The organism is Leeuwenhoekiella aequorea, from assembly GCF_004104375.1.
GTDB lineage: Bacteria > Bacteroidota > Bacteroidia > Flavobacteriales > Flavobacteriaceae > Leeuwenhoekiella > Leeuwenhoekiella aequorea.
On record NZ_QOVM01000001.1, the window covers coordinates 25659 to 43731 of the forward strand.

Below are 18073 nucleotides of genomic sequence, written 5' to 3' on the forward strand. Positions count from 1 at the left end.
TTAATAAAACTTTATCAATTGCCGCTTTGTATCTAAATTTTAACAAACTACTTTTACCCCCGTATTGAATAACTTATCCTTTAAAAATATGATTAAAAGTACTAGTATATTGTTTATGTTTTTTGCAGTATTCTTTGGAGCAAACACAGTTTTGGCTCAAGATGCAAACAACCCTTGGTATATAAGTGTTGGAGTTAACGCTGTTGACACTTATCCTGTAGATGAAGACAATCGACCCTTAACAGGTGGTTTTCTTAATGAAATGTATAATGTAGATGACCACTGGAATATTCTACCTTCTATCTCTACTTTATATGTAGGTCGTTACATAGGTAGTGGATTTGCATTTGGAGTTAGAGGTTCTTTAAATAAGATTGAGAAGCTTGGTGATACAGATGCTAATGATCTTGCTTATTACGGTTTAGACGGTACATTTACATACAGCTTCCGCGATGCTCTTTTTGGAGAAGGCGGCTGGTTTGATCCTTATTTAGGTGTAGGTGGTGGTTACGTATTTGTAGGTGATTTATCTAGCCACGGTACAGCTAACGGAACTGTAGGTTTAAAGCTTTGGCTTGGAGAGTCTATTAGTTTAGACTTATCTACAACGTACAAGCACGCATTTGAAGATAGATATACTAAACATATGCAACACACTGCAGGTATAGGTTTCGCTTTTGGTGGAGTTGATACAGACGGTGATGGTATCTTTGATAAAAATGACGAATGTCCAGACGTTCCTGGTTTAAAAGAATTTAATGGTTGTCCTGATACTGATGGTGATGGAATAAAAGATTCTGAAGATGCTTGTCCAGAAGTTGCTGGTCTACCAGAATTTAATGGTTGTCCTGACTCTGATGGTGATGGTATTGCAGATCCTCAAGATAAATGTCCTGATGTTGCTGGTTTACCTGCTTTAAATGGTTGTCCTGATGCTGATGGTGATGGAGTAACTGATGCTGAAGATAAATGTCCTAATGAAGCTGGTCCTGCAGCTAATGATGGTTGTCCTTACCAAGATAAAGATAACGATGGTGTATTAGACAAGGATGATGAGTGTCCTACAGTTCCTGGTACAGTAGCAAACAATGGTTGCCCAGAAGTAACTGTTGAAGTATTGGAAGAAATCAATGTACAGGTTAGAACAGTTCTTTTTGACCTAAACAAAGCAACAATACGTAAAGAGTCTTTTGAAACTTTAGATAATGTTTCTGGGACTATGATGGAGTATCCTAATACGAGATTCTTAATAGAAGGTCATACAGATAGTCAAGGTAGTGATGCATATAACTTAAAGTTATCTGACGAGCGCGCTGCTTCAGTTAAAAATTATTTAATTGAAAAAGGATTGCCTGCATCAAGATTATCTTCAGAAGGATTTGGTGAGACTAAGCCAGTAGCAAATAATGCTACAGCAGCTGGTAGACAACAGAACCGTAGAGTTGAAATATCACTTATAAAATAATCTAACTTGTTATTAGCTATGCAACAAATCAAATGCCAGAATCATCTTAAATAAGCGATTATTCGATTTTTCTCAAATTTGATTTTGTTGCTAGTTTTTAACAAATTACATTTGCTTCAATTAACACACTTAAATTTTACTTACTTAACATGAAAAATCTTACTCAATTATTTTTATTTGCAGCTCTTGTCGTGATCGGCATGAGTCAGGCAAATGCTCAAGACAAAAACAACCCTTGGGCTGTTAGTATTGGTGTAAACGCGGTAGATACATACCCTGTATACCCACCAGATAACAGACCAATGACTGGAGGCTTTCCTGATGAATTTTACAATGTTTCTGATCACTGGAATATTCTTCCATCAGTTTCTACATTATATGTAGGTCGTTACATTGGTGCTGGTTTTGCATTAGGTGTACGTGGTTCTATCAACAAAATTGATAAATTAGGTGACCTTCCTGTTGATGATTTAGCTTACTATGCTGTTGATGGTATGTTCTCTTATAGCTTCCGTGATGCCCTTTTTGGCGAAGGTGGCTGGTTTGACCCTTACCTAGGTGGTGGTGGTGGTTACGTGTTCATTGGTGATAAGCCAAGTCACGGAACATTAAACGGTACTGTAGGTTTAAAAATCTGGTTAAGCGATAAAATTAACCTTGATCTATCTTCTACTTACAAGCATGCAATGATGCCTGGTACTTATTACACAAGACACATGCAACACGTAGTTGGTGTAGGTTTTGCTTTTGGCGGAAAAGATACTGATGGTGATGGTGTTTATGACAAAAATGATGAGTGTCCTGAAACTCCAGGTCTTAAAGAATTCAACGGATGTCCTGATACAGATGGTGATGGTATAAAAGATTCTGAAGATGCTTGTCCTGAAGTAGCTGGTTTACCAGAATTCAACGGATGTCCTGATTCTGACGGTGATGGTATCGCTGATAACGAAGATAAATGTCCTAACGTAGCTGGTCCTGCTGCAACTAATGGTTGCCCTGATGCTGACGGTGATGGTGTTATCGATGCAGAAGACAAATGTCCTAATGAAGCTGGTCCTGCTTCTAACGATGGTTGCCCATTCGTAGATACAGACGGTGACGGTGTTGCTGATAAAGATGACAAGTGTCCTAACGTAGCTGGTCCTGCTTCTAACAATGGTTGTCCAGAAGTTGACGCTGCTGTATTAGAAGAATTAAATGGTGAAGCTGGTCGTATCTTATTTGATACAGATAAAGCTACTATCCGTAAGAGCTCTTTAGCTACTGTAGATAGAATTGCTGCAATCGTTATGGAATATCCTAACGCTAAATTTGAAGTTGAAGGTCACGCTGATAGCCGTGCAAGTAATGCTTACAACATGAGTCTTTCTGAAAGAAGAGCTCAATCAGTTGTTGATTACTTAATCTCTAAAGGTGCTAACGCTAGCAACCTTATGATTCACGCTTACGGTGAAGAGCAGCCAATCGCTCCTAACACTTCAGCTGCAGGTATGCAACTTAACAGACGTGTGAAACTTACTTTAAAGTAAGATCATTTTCAGACTAGATTCTGATTACAATATTTTTTTTAAAACGCCCCGTTTATTCGGGGCGTTTTTTATTTTTAGCATATGACTACATTCATCGACGAGATAATTGAAGATTTATTAAACTCTAACATACCGCTTTCTCAAACGGTGATTGTTTTACCCTCTAAAAGAGCTGGGAGTTTTTTTATTAAGAATTTAAAAAAGAAGTTAAAAGATGAGGTTTGCTTTCTGCCAAAGACCTTAAGCATAGAAGAACTTGTTGAGGATATATCAGGATTGATTCCTGCATCACAAACCCAATTACAAGTCGAATTGTATCACATATATCAACAACAATACAATCAAGGGGAGCCAGAATCATTTCTAAATTTTCTTGGATGGGGACAAACTCTGTTAGGTGATTTTAATGAGATAGACAGACACCTTATAGCTACAAAACCTTTTTTTGATTATCTAAGTGCTATAAAGGAATTAAACCATTGGTCAACAGACAAATCTTCTACGCTAGTTTCTAATTATCTTATTTTCTGGAAATCTATAGCAGACTATTATGAGAATTACAAAACACATCTAGAAAAGTTAGGTCTAGGCTATCAAGGTATGCTTTATCGAAAGGCAGTTGAAAATATAAATGACTATCTTAAAGATGATGAGCAACATTATCATTTTTGTGGATTTAATGCTTTAAACACAGCAGAACAGGAAATAATTAAACGATTCTTAACCAGACCATCTACTAAGATTTTCTGGGATATTGATCCGTATTTCTTAGAAGATCAATATCATGTTGCCAGTACATTTATAAGAACATACCTTAAATCCTGGCCCCAATTAAATCCTGATAATTCAATTCTAGTAAAAGGGAAATCTCGATACAATTCTGAAAAGAACATTGTTGCTACCGGAATCTCACAGAACATTGGCCAAATTAAATATGTAGGACAATTATTAGCAGATTTCTCACAAAACGACCTAGAAAACACAGCGGTAATTCTTGGTGATGAAGCACTCCTATTACCTTTGTTAAATTCGTTACCACATAATATTAAGGCATTAAATGTTACTATGGGTCTGCCTTTACAGCAAGTAGCCCAAGCTGCTTTCTTTGAAAACTGGTTTCAATTACAACTCAACTTTAAAGAAAATGGATTTTATTATAAAGATGTACTCGCCTTACTAGATCAACAGTATGCAATAATTCTCTTAGGAGATATTCGGCTGACTATAAAAAAAGAGATAACTCAGAAAAATCTAATTTATATAGATCCTTTAAAACTAAATATTACCAGCGAGTCTACTGCACTACAACTTATATTCAGTTCATGGAAAGATAAAAGTAGACAAGCATTAGCAGCTATTTTAAAAATCATACAGCTTTTAAAAGAAGAACTCTTTCCACAAAAGAACTGGCTACAGTTAGAATTTCTACACGCTTTTTTAGAACTCTTTAATCAGCTTAAAAATTTAAATGACACCTATACTTATCTTGGAGACATTAAGACGCTTAAACAGTTTTATAGGGAATTACTTAGTAAAGAAACATTAGATTTTAGAGGAGATCCCTATTCAGGTTTACAAATTATGGGAGTCCTTGAATCTCGAGTACTCGATTTTGAAAATATTATTATAACCTCGCTCAATGAGGGAACTTTCCCTTCAGGTAAAAGTCAAAACAGCTTTATACCGTTTGACTTAAAGATAGAATACAAATTACCTACCTATAGAGAAAAGGATGCTATATATGCCTATCATTTTTTTAGACTTTTACAGCGTTCTCAACATATAAATCTTCTTTATAACAATGAAGCAGGTGGTCTTAATAGTGGTGAGAAAAGCCGTTTTTTATTGCAGCTAGCCACAGATCCCGATGTAAACTACTCATACAAAGAACAAACTGCAAGTGCCGGTGTGACTTTGAAGCCTAAAACACTTAAAAAAATTAAAAAAACACCAGAGATAATTGCTAGTATTAAAAAACATGTCGAGGCAGGTTTATCTCCATCTGCTTTAACAACTTACATTAGAAATCCTATTGATTTTTATTATAAATACGTTTTAGGTATTAAAGAGCTGGACGAAGTTGAGGATATCATTGCTCACAATACATTAGGAACTGTGGTTCATGAAACACTAGAAAAATTATATGAACCGTATTTGAATACGGTACTTACTCCCGCAATCCTCACCAAAATGGAAGCAGGTATTGAACAGGAAGTACGTAAACAATTTGCGATCTGGTACAATGCGATAAATATTGATACAGGTAAAAACCTGATAATTTTTAACGTAGCCAAGCAATTTGTACGCAATTTCTTAATTCTAGAGCAAAATGAGATAGGGAGTGGAAACCAGATTATAATTAAAGCTCTTGAGGCAAAATATAGTGTCACAATCAGGGATGGAGTGACATTAAGAGGAACAGTAGATCGAATAGATACTGTAAATGATGTTTTAAGAGTTTTAGATTATAAAACCGGAAGAGTCGAAAAAGGACATCTTGTTCTAAAGGAATGGGATGATCTTATTTCAAATTATAACAAACAATCTAAGGCATTTCAAGTTTTATGTTACGCACTAATGCTTTATAAGTCTGAAGGGCTTCCTCAAAGTACTGAAGCCGGTATTATATCTTTTAAAAATTTAAAAGAAGGTTTCTTAAAACTGAATAAAGATAGAAACTCTTTAATTACTCAGGATCTTATTGAAACCTTTCAAGAATATCTCTTGCAGCTAGTTGATGAGATTTTAGACATCGACACCCCCTTTACAGAAAAGGAAGTATAGAATATCTATTAATTGAAGATTAGCTATCAACACTATAGATACTATTTGATAAAATAGAATTACATTTAAAACTCAATCAAACTTTTTTAGTAAATGAATAATTTCAGCAAAAAATTTGCTTTTGCAACACTAACTCTGACAACACTTTGTGTGGTTAATGCTCAGGAAATTAAGGTTTATAATCAACCTCTTTTCAGCGAATTTCTTGAACATAGTGGTAATGAGTTTCGTTCTGCCACTGGTGAACCCGGTGAGAATTATTGGCAAAATGAAACCGATTATGTTATTGAAGCTACGCTTAATGAGCAAGCACAAACTATCACGGGTAAAGTCACGCTGCATTATACAAATAATAGTCCGTTAGCACTAGATTACATCTGGATGCATCTGGAGCAAAACCGATTTACGGAAAAATCTAGAGGAACGCTCACAACCCCTATCGCTGGTAATCGCTATAATGGTGATGTAGATGGTGGTTATACGCTCTCAAATTTAAACGCCAAAGTAAAACGTAGCAATTCCTCAAAACACATAATTACAGATACGCGTATGCAAGTATTTTTTGCAGAACCTCTAGCTGCAAAAGGTGGTGAAGCTACTATCTCTATGAATTTTAAATATAAAATTCCTCAGGATGGTATGGATCGTATGGGACGTGTAGTCACAAAAAACGGAACCATCTTTGCTTTAGCACAATGGTTTCCCAGAGCGGCGGTTTTAGATGATATCGAGGGCTGGAATATAGAACCTTATCTTGGCGCAGGCGAATTTTACCTAGATTATGGAGATTATGATTTTAAAATTACTGCTCCATTTGACCATATAGTTGTAGCTTCAGGTGAATTACAAAACCCTAAAGATGTTATGTCTTCTAAAATGCGCGACCGGATGGATCAAGCAAAAAATAGCGATGAGACGGTATACATTATAAAGCCAGAAGAACTTAATGATATGTCATTAAGAGCTAAACAAAACGGTACACTTACTTGGCATTTTAAGATGAAAAACACCCGTGATGTAGCATTTGCATCTTCTAAAGCATTTATTTGGGATGCGGCAAAGATCAATTTACCCAATGGAAATAAAGCTGTTGCCCAATCTGTTTATCCTATTGAAAGTTCTGGTGAAGAAGCGTGGTCACGATCTACAGAGTATACTAAAAATTCTATAGAGAATTATTCTAATAAATGGTTTGAATATCCATATCCAACAGCTGTAAATGTTGCCGCAGAAATAGGCGGTATGGAATATCCCGGATTGAGTTTTTGCAGTTGGAAATCTAAAGGAGCTGGACTATGGGGTGTTACAGATCACGAATTTGGTCATAACTGGTTTCCCATGATTGTAGGGTCTAATGAAAGACGTTATGCCTGGATGGATGAAGGTTTTAATACTTTCATTAACCACTATAGCACACTAGAATTTAATAATGGAGAGTACCCTGCAAATCTTAGCAAAGTACGCAATTCTATAGGCTGGTTTAATAGCCCTAATCGGGAAGGCATAGACACCTATCCAGATGCGACAAATCTAAGAAACCTTGGGATGACGGCATATTACAAACCTGCACAGGGATTATTTATGCTTCGTGAATACATCTTAGGATCAGAGCGCTTTGACAATGCATTTAAATCGTATATCAAAACTTGGGCTTACAAACATCCACAACCCAGAGACTTTTTTAACCATATCGAAAATGTCGCTGGTGAAAATCTTGCCTGGTTTTGGAAAAGCTGGTTTTATGGTACGGGAAATATTGATTTAGCTATTGACACAGTTAGTGAGAAAGAGGGTAATTATATCATAACTATTTTAAATAAAGGTGAAGTCCCTATGCCTGTAAAGATGATGGTGACTTATGATGATAACACTACCGAGTTGATAACGCTTCCTGTAGAGATCTGGCAGCGCGGTAATTCATGGAATTATATGCTGAATAGCACAAAAAAGTTAAGTAAAGTTGAACTTGATCCAGAGAAAATAATTACTGATGTAAATTTTGAAAACGATATTTGGGAACCGACTCAGAAATAATTTCTAATTTTTTAAAACATCCATTATAAAATCCCAGATCGAGTTCTGGGGTTTTGTAGTTTATAGCATTTTGTAACAATTAGTATATTATAACTACCTATACCTAAAACAGATAATTATGGAACTGCAGTCAAACAATCTCAACACTTTCAGAATTTTATATATAATTAAGGGTGTACTTACATTACTGGGATCCTTGATTCTATTAGGCTATTTGATTTTTATCTACAGTTATACCAGCGAAACAGATACTATTCCTTCTGCAGATTTAGGTTTCCAAAGTATACTGGCAATTGTTCTTGGAATAGGTTTTTTGATTTGTTTGATTGTAGGTATACTTTCGTTATTAGCAGCTAAATATATTGGCCAAGCTCGTAACTATACTTTTGTACTTGTAGTAGCCATAATATCTTGCCTTTCTGGTATACTAGGCATCCTGCTTGGTGTTTTCACAATAATAGAGATCAATAAACCTCACGTCAAAATACTCTTTGATCAAAAAAATTAAAAATTTATAGTCCAGAGGATAACCTTCGTATTACTATAGAGTTTAGTTATTCTAGTATATTTGCGCCTAAACAAAACGGCATAAGGTTTTTTATTTCTTCAAAAACTGTCGTTATTTCCAAATGCTAGAAAAAGCAATTCGATATGGTACAATCTTATGGATAACAACAAGCTAAAACTCTATTTATTTAAAATAGAACAAATTCCAGCATTGCTCTACCTCTTCAAATGGCTCATTATTTGTACATTTTTAGGAGCAATCGCAGGTAGTGTCTCTGCATTTTTTCTCGTTAGTCTTGATTGGGTAACAGCTTATAGAGAGTCTCACTTTTGGATTATAGCATTGCTGCCCGTGGCAGGATTTATTGTTGGTATATCCTATCACTTATACGGTAATAGTGTAGTAAAAGGAAATAACTTACTTCTTGAAGAATTTCATACGCCAAAAAAAATTATTCCCTTTAGAATGGCTCCTTTAGTTCTCTTCGGAACTCTAGTTACTCACCTATTTGGCGGATCTGCCGGGCGGGAAGGAACCGCAGTTCAAATTGGAGGAGCCATAGCAGACCAATTTACTAAGATTCTAAAACTTTCAAATCGAGATCGTAAAATTTTACTTATAGCAGGTATAAGCGCAGGCTTTGCTTCTGTTTTTGGAACACCACTCGCAGGAGGAATTTTTGCTTTAGAAGTTCTGATTCTTGGCAGAATTCGTCTCGACGCAATTGTCCCCAGTTTTTTAGCGGCAATTCTTGCAGATTATTTTTGTAAGATTTGGAATGTTACACACACTCATTATCATATAAATTCTATCGTAGAAATGAATCCCCAAAACTTACTTTGGGCACTGTTAGCAGGAGTAATTTTTGGTTTGGTGAGTATGTTGTTTTCAAAATCTACACACTTCTGGAGTGATTTATTTAAAAAACACCTTAAATATCCTCCTCTTCGACCCGTTATTGGCGGAGTCGTAATTGCAATCGCAGTATATGCAATTGGCACAACAAAATATATAGGTTTAGGTGTACCTACAATTGTAGATTCATTTAATATATCAATGAACTCCTACGATTTTTTATTAAAACTTCTATTTACTTCATTCACACTGGGTGCCGGTTTTAAAGGAGGCGAGGTAACTCCTTTATTTTATATAGGAGCAACTCTAGGAAATGCATTAATTTGGTTTGTGCCTTTACCTATAGATTTATTAGCAGGTATGGGGTTTGTAGCTGTTTTTGCAGGCGCTACAAATACACCTATCGCTTGTACAATTATGGGAATTGAACTTTTTGGTATAGAGTCTGGAGTTTTTATTGCATTGGCGTGTAGTACCGCCTATTTATTCTCCGGCCACTCTGGAGTTTATGCTGCTCAAATAATTGGAAGTCCAAAATCTGAAAAATTTGATGACGAAAAAGGAATCTATTTATCTGATATCAAAGACAAACGCAAACAAAAATAGCAGAACTTGTTACACTAAAACCCAATTTTTAGGATGTGTTCAGTTACCAGACTGTGAAATCGACACGAAAACTTAATGACTTTAGAGGAAGGAAATTTAAATAAAAGACGAGAACTTAAATGTATCGTCTTTCTGTGCAGAGTTATGCCGATCCATTTTCTTTTTCAGTTATGACACTATCTCAAAAGGATTTTCTTCTATCGAATTCACAATGACTTTTTAAACCAGCCTACAGCTTTCTGGCTTTATCTATCTATGCTATCCCGGAAAGTAGCTTTCGTAGAATGTGATTTTTTTTTAAAAAAAATCAGTAAAAAAAATCATACCCGTTCTGATTTGACCCTGCAACCTTTAGGCGATTATAGGCATTATCACGATAATACTCTTCATCTACTTCCTCAATTTTCAGTTGATTCTTCAAGGGTCTACAATCCTTTTAATATCACCTTGAAAATCTTCTGCGATTAATGCTTTTTTAAAACACATTGAAAAACAATTTTAATTAGGAATTTTAATCAAAGCCTTAAAACCATTGCCCTGTTTAGATTCAAAACTAATGCTTCCTCCTATGGCTTCTATACGCTTTTCTGTAATGAAGAGTCCATTTTTCTCAATTTCAGAAATATCAATCCCTACACCATTATCTAAATACCGAATTTCAAGTTCGTTTGCCTGCTGCTTCAGGTTTAAAGTAACAAGTTTAGCTTTGCTGTGTTTACTCATATTGATAAACAACTCCCGTAAGACTTTATAAAGAGTTATTTTGGTCACATTGCTCAGGGATTGCCAGGGTATATCTTTACCACCCACAATAAGCAGCTGTGTTTCTTCTGGTTTTTGAGAATTCAGCATAGCATAAAGGACCTCCTTAAAATTTGCACCGGTATCCACGGCGTTAATTTCACGCGAAAAATCCCGACTTTGTTGATAGAGCTCATCAAGCTCGTCGAGTATTTTTTCAGGATCGGCTTTACTCTGCACCAATAGCATCAAGTGATGTAAACCTGCCCCAAAATCATCGTGTAACCGTTGTGACAAAGCCGCTTCTGTAGCGTAAGAAGCCTCAACACGATCTGCCCGGTTTTGGGCTTTTAAGCGTTTAACGCGTTGTCTATTTGAATAATAACCAATTGCTAACACAGAGGCTAAGAAAACTGTACCTCCAAGAAACCAATATCTCATATTACGTTCTTGAATAGCTTCTAGCTCGGCTTCCGCATTTTCTTTTTCTAGCCTTAGTATTGATTCCTGTTTTATTTGATCATCATATTTGTATTTGGCAAACTGAGTTTTTACTTTAAGCTCTTGCTTATAGAGACTATCTTGTAAAAAGATGTAACGGTTGTGTATTTCTACACGATCAGGAAACAACTGCATCAGGTGTTTCATGGCATCTTTTTCTGCCCTTGGAACTCTAATCGTTTTTGAAAGTTGAATTACGGAGTCAAAATAACGGGCAGCCCGTTGGGGTTCTATCTTGCTGTAAAACTCGCCTAGATGTGTATAGCTAGAAAGCAAGCCACGCTTATCACCTGCTTGTTTACGCAAGTATAATGGCTTTAAAAAAGAATTTTTTTTAATTGGTTTGTTAGATAACCAGTTTGCGTATGCCAAATTATCTAAAACACGAGCGTGTTGAGAACTTTCTATTTTTAATGAGGAACTCTCTAATATTTCATTTAAGAGTTTAGCTGCTCTAAAAAATTCACCATTATCTATATAAGTTACTGCTAAGTTATTTTTAATACTTAACCCATTCTCTTCACTTTCAGTCAAAGCTATAGCTTTTAAAAAGTATGTTTCAGCATCTTTATAATTAAAGAGTTTACGATGGTTTGTTCCTAAAGTACTGAATGCAGAAGCTGTTTCATTTTTACTCTTTTCTCCAAAATATTGCAAAGCTTCAGTTAAGGTTTCTTTACTTCCAAAAAAATCGCTTTGAGCTTGCTGAATATTAGCCATATTCAACAAATTTTTTCCGATCCAACTACTATCTTTCTCTCGTTGATAATAAGTCTTAGAGCGATTGTAACGTACAAAAGCACTATCGGGTATTTCTGCTATTATCTCGTAGTAATATCCCATTAAGTAGTTTTGCTTGGCTAATACTAACTCATTTTGAAACTGCTTAGGTATTCGGCTCAAAACTTTATCATACTTGATAAGACTATCATATTGTCCTAACGAAAGATGCAACCAGTTTTTTTGATATAAAATTTTCGGTAATAAAGTATCAGATGGGATAGTACTGACTAATTTAAACGCCTTTTCTGTCAATTCATATTGTGCGTTTAAAGCTAAATCTGCATTTTTCGATTCTTCAAAATATTTAAGTGTACTGTCTATACGAGTGGTTGGTGTACTTTGCAAACTTCTCTGCTTTCCTGTGCAAGAAATCAGTAGAATATAAATGAGTAAGAGTAGCGTTTTCTTCAAAAAAGTTTTTAGCTAAACTACTACAAAAAGAGCTATACCTCGTGGTACAGCTCCTATTTATTAAGACTCAAATTCATTTAATCTCCCATACCTTCAGGAGGCGGAGGTGGAGGTGTTATTTGTTCATCATCTCCCTCAGTGGCCTGAGTTCCTTTAATTAAACTTTCTTCATAAGCGTCTGCACTGCAAGAGGTAACCACCCCGTTTAAGGCCACAATAAATATGGCTATTATAATTTTTTTCATCTTTTTAAGATTTGGAATTAGACAAAGAGGTGGCCGTCCGAGATTTCCCCAGCATTTGCTTTACAGCCACCATTGAGTTTTGGAGTACTCCTGTTGATTTTTTGGAAAGTGGAAATCTTATGCAGCAGCTTTAAGCTACTTTCCAATTGGCTTAAGCCACTGCATTATAGATTTCCGTAAGAATGCTTGTTCTAGAAAAGCTATGTTAGCAACACATAGCAGCAAGTATTCTCTGGGACAAAGTAAAGGGAAGATGAAAGAGTAGTTGCAGACAGACAACAGACAGGTTTTAGACAGCTAATGGACACCCCGTAAAAACAAGGGTTCACAATGGGTCTGTCTAAAAGTTGTCTACATATTATTTGTATTTTTGATAAGATGGATGAACGATTAACTAAAAAAATTGTTGAAGAAGTATTTGAAAAAGCCAAAACAAAATCGGCTTCACATAGCAAACATGCTTTATCCAAACAGGTTGAATTAGAATCCAGATTGAGTTATAGAACTCTTGAGCGAACCTATAATAAATTCATAACCAAAACCCGAGATCTAGATTATGCTCCAAATTCAGATAGTATTGATGAATTCTGTATTTATTTGGGATATCAAAATTATGCTGATTATGTCTCAAAAAAATCAGTTAAAACCACACCTTCTCAAGATTCTACATTAGATATATCAAAGCCTACTGAAACAGCAAAACCGACATCTAAAAGGAAATTACAATTTTTGGTTATTGCTGCCCTAGTTATAATTTGTATAGCTATCGCTGCACATATGAATTACAACAGTATAGGTTTAAAAAATACAAAATCTGGAGCCTGTATGACATGGAATGGGGGTAGTTATGAAAAAATTTCCTGTTCCGAAAAACCCTATTCTAAGTTCGGCACACCTATAGAACCTTATGATGACACACGACTAAAAAATTTTAAGCGTATTAAAGTGAATATGGCTACTCCTTTTTTTGCTGAAGAAACTGACAAACCACTTATCTGGTATTATAAAACCGATGAAGAAACGATTGAATACTATACTGCTCCTGGAGTTCATCCGGTAAATGGGAAAACTCTAAAAGCCGTGACGAAATATATTATACAGAAGTATGTCCCACTACATCAAAACTGGGAGTCATCTTTTCTAATAGAATAAGCTTGGTTTTTTAATGAACAATCCGTCAAGTGTGTCAAAAACTTTAAATTTTCAAATTGCGTGCAAATAAAAAGGGTTTCGAGAGCAAAACTCTGGAAACCCTTGTGGAGAAGATCGGGCTCGAACCGACGACCTCTTGACTGCCAGGTTTTCTTTAACACTTCTCTAACTATTAAAAATCGATATAATTTATTGATTTTCAGGTTTCTAATAATTTTTGATATTATAACATATCACTTGATATCAAAGAATTGCGTGCAAATTGCGTGCAAATTTTTTTACTAATTTTAAGGATATGAAGACCAGTTTAGTCCTTTCCTTAGACACACGAAGATCGAAAAAAGATGGCACATATCCTATCATTTTGAGATTGACTCATGGCCGAAAAACAACATCAATTGCCATGGGGTTTTCTGTACTTAAATCGGAGTGGGATGATCGCAAGAAAAGGGTAAAAAGATCGTATAAGGGAGTAACTTCTATAAATAGATTGAATACCCTTTTGGCCAAAGAAAAAATTGATGCGATGGATATCATCAATAAGCTTCAAGATAAAAAACGTTTACACCGTATGGGAATAATGCAATTAAAAGATCTGATTGCAACAAAATCGCATTATGAATCCTTTTTTAAATTTGGAGAGCGCGTCATTGAAGAAATGAAAGAGATGAAACGCTTTGGAAATGCGGAGGCTTATAATCAAGTACTCAAAGCGATTAGAAAATTTATGAGTGGCAGTGATTTAACGTTTAATGAAATCAATTATGAATTTCTGGTAAACTTTGAAAAGCATCACCTTTCAAAAGAAGGAAATTCAATTAACGGTGCTGCTTCCTATCTTAAGGGAGTACGCGCTATCTACAATAAAGCGATTAAGATGGGATACGCCGAAAAAGATGGGCATCCGTTTGAGTTTTATACCATTCGCACCACCCCTACAGCCAAAAGAGCTTTAGATATCGAACACTTAAAGAAAATCATCAACCTGGAATTAAAACCGGGTCACCATCTTTTTGATTATCGCAATTATTTTGTCTTGTCTTATATGCTTTACGGTATCTCCTTTATAGACCTGGCTTATTTAAAAATGGAAAATATAATCGATGGGCGTTTAAAATTTAAGAGAAAAAAGACCGGTAAACTGTATGACATTAAACTGTTTCCTCAACTGGAAGCGCTTTTAGCACATTACACTGTTGGAAAAAGAAAGAGCGATTATATTTTTGATATCATCTTTAGAAACGATCCAGAACTCGCCTATAAGGATGCAAAATGGGAGCGTTTACGCTATAATAAAGGTCTAAAGGAACTTGGTGAGCTCTGCGGGATTGAAACCCGTTTAACGTCTTACGTCTCCAGACACAGTTTTGCGACGCAAGCGATGCTGCACAAAGTGCCTGTGGTGGCGATTTCTGCAATGCTTGGGCATAGCAAGTTGAGCACGACTCAAATTTATTTAAAGGATCTGCCTAATAATATTCTAGATGAATATAATGTGTTAATACAATCTACTTAGAAAATCCAAACTAAAATAACCCTAACAAGAATATTCTTAGGGTTATTTTAATCACATATTGGATAACGCTTAATAAACCAAGCTTTGAATACTATGGGCTGGTATTTCTAAAGTAGTTTCAGCTCCTTGGATATACAGTGAATACGATAAATTCTCATCAGTTTTATTCATCACCACCGTCACATAAGAACCATCTATATTTTCAAAACTTGTACTCATTAGCACACTTCTACTTACTGCAGAACTAAGACGTTTAGCTTGTTGTTTTATGAATTTTGAAAAATGACCTATGTAATAATATGATGGTGTATAAATTAATTCACCGGTTGTCGTGTCTGCGTGAATAGGAGCAAAACAAAAATTCCCCACATGATTGGGCCCGCCGTTTTGATCCAAAAGAATATTCCAGTCTGTCCAGGCTACCGTCCCATTGTTAAAATCGTGAATCATTTGCTCGCCATAACGCTCACCATTAGGCCAATATTGATATCTGGAAGCATCAAACTTTTCAATGCAACCTTCTGTAAACATGAGCTTTTTATCAGGAAATGCTTCATGCACACGGTTTACATTCTCGTATAAAGGTTCGGCACCGGTCCAAGTTTCATACCAGTGAAAGCCGGTACCCCACGCATATTTTGATGCTTCAGGATCTTCAAAAATCACATTAGAGCGGTTTACCATAAGATCTCGATTATGATCCCAGACGACTATATTTTTAGCTCCTAAGCCTTCTTTTTCTAGGGTTGGCCCAAGATAGTCTTTTAAGAAATCGCGCTCCTCTTCGGCAGAATAAATACAGGATTCCCAAGTTTGCGTCGCCATAGGTTCGTTTTGAATTGTAAGCCCCCATATAGGCATTCCTTCAGCCTCATAAGCTTTTATAAACTTAGCGTAATAATTTGCCCAATTTTGACGAAATTCCGGCTTTAACTTTCCGCCTTTCAGCATAGAACCGTTTGTTTTCATAAATGCCGGCGGACTCCAGGGACTCACATAAAGTGTCAATTTTCCACCTGCAGTTTGGGTTGCTCTTTTAATCATTGGGATGCGGTATTGCTGATCGTGAGCTATAGAAAACGTGTTTAAATCTGCATCTCCTTCTTCCACATAGGTATAACTTTCCTTACTAAAATCGGAACTGTGAATTGTGGTTCGCAATAACGAATAACCGATGCCTTTTTCAGAATCGTAATACGCATCTAGCAAGTGTTGTTGTTGTTCTTTTGGTAGTCCTGCAAAAATTTCGGCACTTGCATCAGTTATTGCACCACCAATTCCTAAAATATTTTGAAAGGTTTTCTTCGGATTTATAAATAACGAGATTTCGGTTTCTAAAGGTTGTGTCGCTTCTTTAAATTGAGCCGTTCCGGTTATAGATAAACGAAGATCTGTATCTTTTGAAGTTGTATAGATCTTGATTTCTTTGTTTGAAAAATCGGCATCTTGAGCATTCACGGTCAATGTGCTTGCACAAAGAAATAAGACTCCTAAATAGTATAAATAATTTTTCATAATTCGTTTTAAAATTAAAGTACCAGCGTCCCTACATCTCCAGCAGCAAGAGCAACCAATACATTTGAATCTTTTCTTTTTACCTCAACTGTTTTAGTTTCGTTAGACGTATTTTGAAGTATAACTACCGTTTTACCTTCCGGAGTTTTAAAAGCAACATTAGGAATATCACTCGTTGCGTTAGAATCGATACGCAACGAACCCGCAGGAACAAATTTTGATGCTTGCCCTATTATATAGTAGGCTGGCTCACGGGTAACAGTATCTCCTTCTAGGGTAACAGCACCTAAGCAACGATCACAACCGCCACGATCTGTATGTGGCTCTTGATTTTTATCGGCAGCTAAATTCCATTCTAAAACGGTTTTACACCAGTTTCGGGTAGCTCCAATAATTAAATTTTCGGTATGCCATGCCATTTCCTGTGCAAAATTACCGGGAGCTCCCACCCACTGTTCTGTGAAGTATAAATTCTTATCAGGATGCGCGTCATGAACTTGCATTAAGGCATCAATTTCTCCACCGTACAAATGAAATGCCGAGCCATCAACATACTTTGCAGTTTCGGGATCATTTAAAATAGAGATGGGATAATCAGGCCGATCTGCATTGTGATCGTACAAAAGTATTTTTGTTTTAATACCTTCTTTTTGAAATGCAGGACCCAAGTGATTTTTTATAAATTCTCCCTGTTGTGGCGCTTTCATTAAAAGGCTGGGATTATTACCGGGATGCAAGGGTTCATTTTGAATGGTAACTGCATCTATAGTAATACCTTCAGCATGCATCGCTTTAATATATTTTATAAAATAAGCCGCATACACTTCGTAATATTCTGGCAACAAACTTCCGCCTCGCGTATCGCCGTTATCTTTCATCCAAACCGGTGGAGACCACGGCGAACCTAAAATCTTGATGTCGGGGTTTATACTTAAAATTTCTTTTAAAACCGGAACTAAGTGCAGGGTATCTTGAGCCAACGAAAACTTTTCAAGATTCTCATCTGTTTCTCCCTTCGGAAGATCATCATATGAAAAAGGAGCTGCATCAAGGTCTGAAGCGCCAATACTCAATCGTAAATAACTTACTCCCAGTTCGTCTTTTGCAAAAAGTTCGTTTAATAATTCAGCCCGAGCAGAATCGCTCATCGTATGGATATGCATCGCGCTACCGCCTGTCAACGTGTATCCAAAACCATCCATAGTTTGATACGTAATTGAATCGTTAACCACGATGGTCTCATCAACCAGAGTAGTATCTAGAGTTTGGGAAGGGATTTCACGCTTTTCTAGCAATGCGGTTTTATCTAAAGAAGTAATCCAGATTTCAGCGGTTTCTGTTTTTTTCTCTGATGTTTTACAACTCTGAAAAATGCAGAATAGGCTAAAAAGCAGGTAGGGGTATTGATTAAATTTCATTTACGAT

Annotated in this window: 12 protein-coding genes; 8 read left to right on the forward strand and 4 right to left on the reverse strand. The window is 36.0% G+C overall.

Annotated elements, in window-relative coordinates; genetic code table 11:
• Window positions 1-91: 91 nt before the first annotated feature.
• The 6 genes from DSM00_RS00110 to DSM00_RS00135 all read left to right on the forward strand — a co-directional run bounded on the left by DSM00_RS00110 (window position 92) and on the right by DSM00_RS00135 (window position 9784).
• Window positions 92-1465 (forward strand): OmpA family protein, encoded by a 1374-nt coding sequence (locus DSM00_RS00110; protein WP_394365790.1) that lies wholly within the window; start codon window positions 92-94, stop codon window positions 1463-1465.
• A 149-nt stretch (window positions 1466-1614) separates the two neighbouring features.
• Window positions 1615-2997 (forward strand): OmpA family protein, encoded by a 1383-nt coding sequence (locus DSM00_RS00115; RefSeq protein ID WP_128755990.1) that lies wholly within the window; start codon window positions 1615-1617, stop codon window positions 2995-2997.
• A gap of 81 nt (window positions 2998-3078) precedes the next feature.
• Complete coding sequence (locus DSM00_RS00120; RefSeq protein ID WP_128755991.1) at window positions 3079-5781, forward strand: PD-(D/E)XK nuclease family protein; 2703 nt, start codon at window positions 3079-3081, stop codon at window positions 5779-5781.
• A gap of 93 nt (window positions 5782-5874) precedes the next feature.
• Window positions 5875-7815 carry a M1 family metallopeptidase gene (locus tag DSM00_RS00125; RefSeq protein ID WP_128755992.1) on the forward strand — a complete coding sequence of 647 codons (1941 nt, stop codon included), beginning with the start codon at window positions 5875-5877 and terminating at the stop codon, window positions 7813-7815.
• 118 nt (window positions 7816-7933) lie between these two features.
• Complete coding sequence (locus tag DSM00_RS00130; RefSeq protein ID WP_128755993.1) at window positions 7934-8323, forward strand: hypothetical protein; 390 nt, start codon at window positions 7934-7936, stop codon at window positions 8321-8323.
• A gap of 156 nt (window positions 8324-8479) precedes the next feature.
• On the forward strand, window positions 8480-9784 hold the full coding sequence (locus tag DSM00_RS00135) for a voltage-gated chloride channel family protein (protein WP_128755994.1): 1305 nt from the start codon (window positions 8480-8482) through the stop codon (window positions 9782-9784).
• A 498-nt stretch (window positions 9785-10282) separates the two neighbouring features.
• Here the strand turns inward: DSM00_RS00135 and DSM00_RS00140 are convergent, their stop codons facing one another.
• On the reverse strand, window positions 10283-12154 hold the full coding sequence (locus DSM00_RS00140; protein WP_164916270.1) for a sensor histidine kinase: 1872 nt from the start codon (window positions 12152-12154) through the stop codon (window positions 10283-10285).
• 143 nt (window positions 12155-12297) lie between these two features.
• A complete protein-coding gene (locus DSM00_RS15480) occupies window positions 12298-12465 on the reverse strand; it encodes a hypothetical protein (protein WP_164916271.1) in 168 nt (55 codons plus the stop codon).
• A gap of 378 nt (window positions 12466-12843) precedes the next feature.
• Between DSM00_RS15480 and DSM00_RS00145 the strand changes: the two genes are divergently transcribed.
• Together DSM00_RS00145 and DSM00_RS00150 are read left to right on the forward strand one after the other, a co-directional pair.
• Window positions 12844-13617: a hypothetical protein gene (locus DSM00_RS00145; protein ID WP_128755996.1), complete on the forward strand. Its 774-nt coding sequence runs from the start codon at window positions 12844-12846 to the stop codon at window positions 13615-13617.
• A gap of 295 nt (window positions 13618-13912) precedes the next feature.
• On the forward strand, window positions 13913-15133 hold the full coding sequence (locus DSM00_RS00150; RefSeq protein WP_128755997.1) for a site-specific integrase: 1221 nt from the start codon (window positions 13913-13915) through the stop codon (window positions 15131-15133).
• 69 nt (window positions 15134-15202) lie between these two features.
• Here the strand turns inward: DSM00_RS00150 and DSM00_RS00155 are convergent, their stop codons facing one another.
• Both DSM00_RS00155 and DSM00_RS00160 read right to left on the reverse strand, forming a co-directional pair.
• Window positions 15203-16648: a glycoside hydrolase family 30 protein gene (locus DSM00_RS00155; RefSeq protein ID WP_128755998.1), complete on the reverse strand. Its 1446-nt coding sequence runs from the start codon at window positions 16646-16648 to the stop codon at window positions 15203-15205.
• Between the two features lie 14 nt (window positions 16649-16662).
• Window positions 16663-18066 (reverse strand): glycoside hydrolase family 30 protein, encoded by a 1404-nt coding sequence (locus DSM00_RS00160; protein ID WP_128755999.1) that lies wholly within the window; start codon window positions 18064-18066, stop codon window positions 16663-16665.
• Between the last annotated feature and the right edge of the window lie 7 nt (window positions 18067-18073).

What these genes read in the sequence shown, in the direction of transcription:
- DSM00_RS00115 (WP_128755990.1), top strand. Translation starts at nt 1,615, where the DNA reads ATGAAAAATCTTACTCAATTATTTTTATTTGCAGCTCTTGTCGTGATC.
- DSM00_RS00160 (WP_128755999.1), bottom strand. Translation starts at nt 18,066, where the DNA reads ATGAAATTTAATCAATACCCCTACCTGCTTTTTAGCCTATTCTGCATT.
- DSM00_RS00145 (WP_128755996.1), top strand. Translation starts at nt 12,844, where the DNA reads ATGGATGAACGATTAACTAAAAAAATTGTTGAAGAAGTATTTGAAAAA.
- DSM00_RS15480 (WP_164916271.1), bottom strand. Translation starts at nt 12,465, where the DNA reads ATGAAAAAAATTATAATAGCCATATTTATTGTGGCCTTAAACGGGGTG.
- DSM00_RS00150 (WP_128755997.1), top strand. Translation starts at nt 13,913, where the DNA reads ATGAAGACCAGTTTAGTCCTTTCCTTAGACACACGAAGATCGAAAAAA.
- DSM00_RS00120 (WP_128755991.1), top strand. Translation starts at nt 3,079, where the DNA reads ATGACTACATTCATCGACGAGATAATTGAAGATTTATTAAACTCTAAC.
- DSM00_RS00125 (WP_128755992.1), top strand. Translation starts at nt 5,875, where the DNA reads ATGAATAATTTCAGCAAAAAATTTGCTTTTGCAACACTAACTCTGACA.
- DSM00_RS00130 (WP_128755993.1), top strand. Translation starts at nt 7,934, where the DNA reads ATGGAACTGCAGTCAAACAATCTCAACACTTTCAGAATTTTATATATA.
- DSM00_RS00155 (WP_128755998.1), bottom strand. Translation starts at nt 16,648, where the DNA reads ATGAAAAATTATTTATACTATTTAGGAGTCTTATTTCTTTGTGCAAGC.
- DSM00_RS00135 (WP_128755994.1), top strand. Translation starts at nt 8,480, where the DNA reads ATGGATAACAACAAGCTAAAACTCTATTTATTTAAAATAGAACAAATT.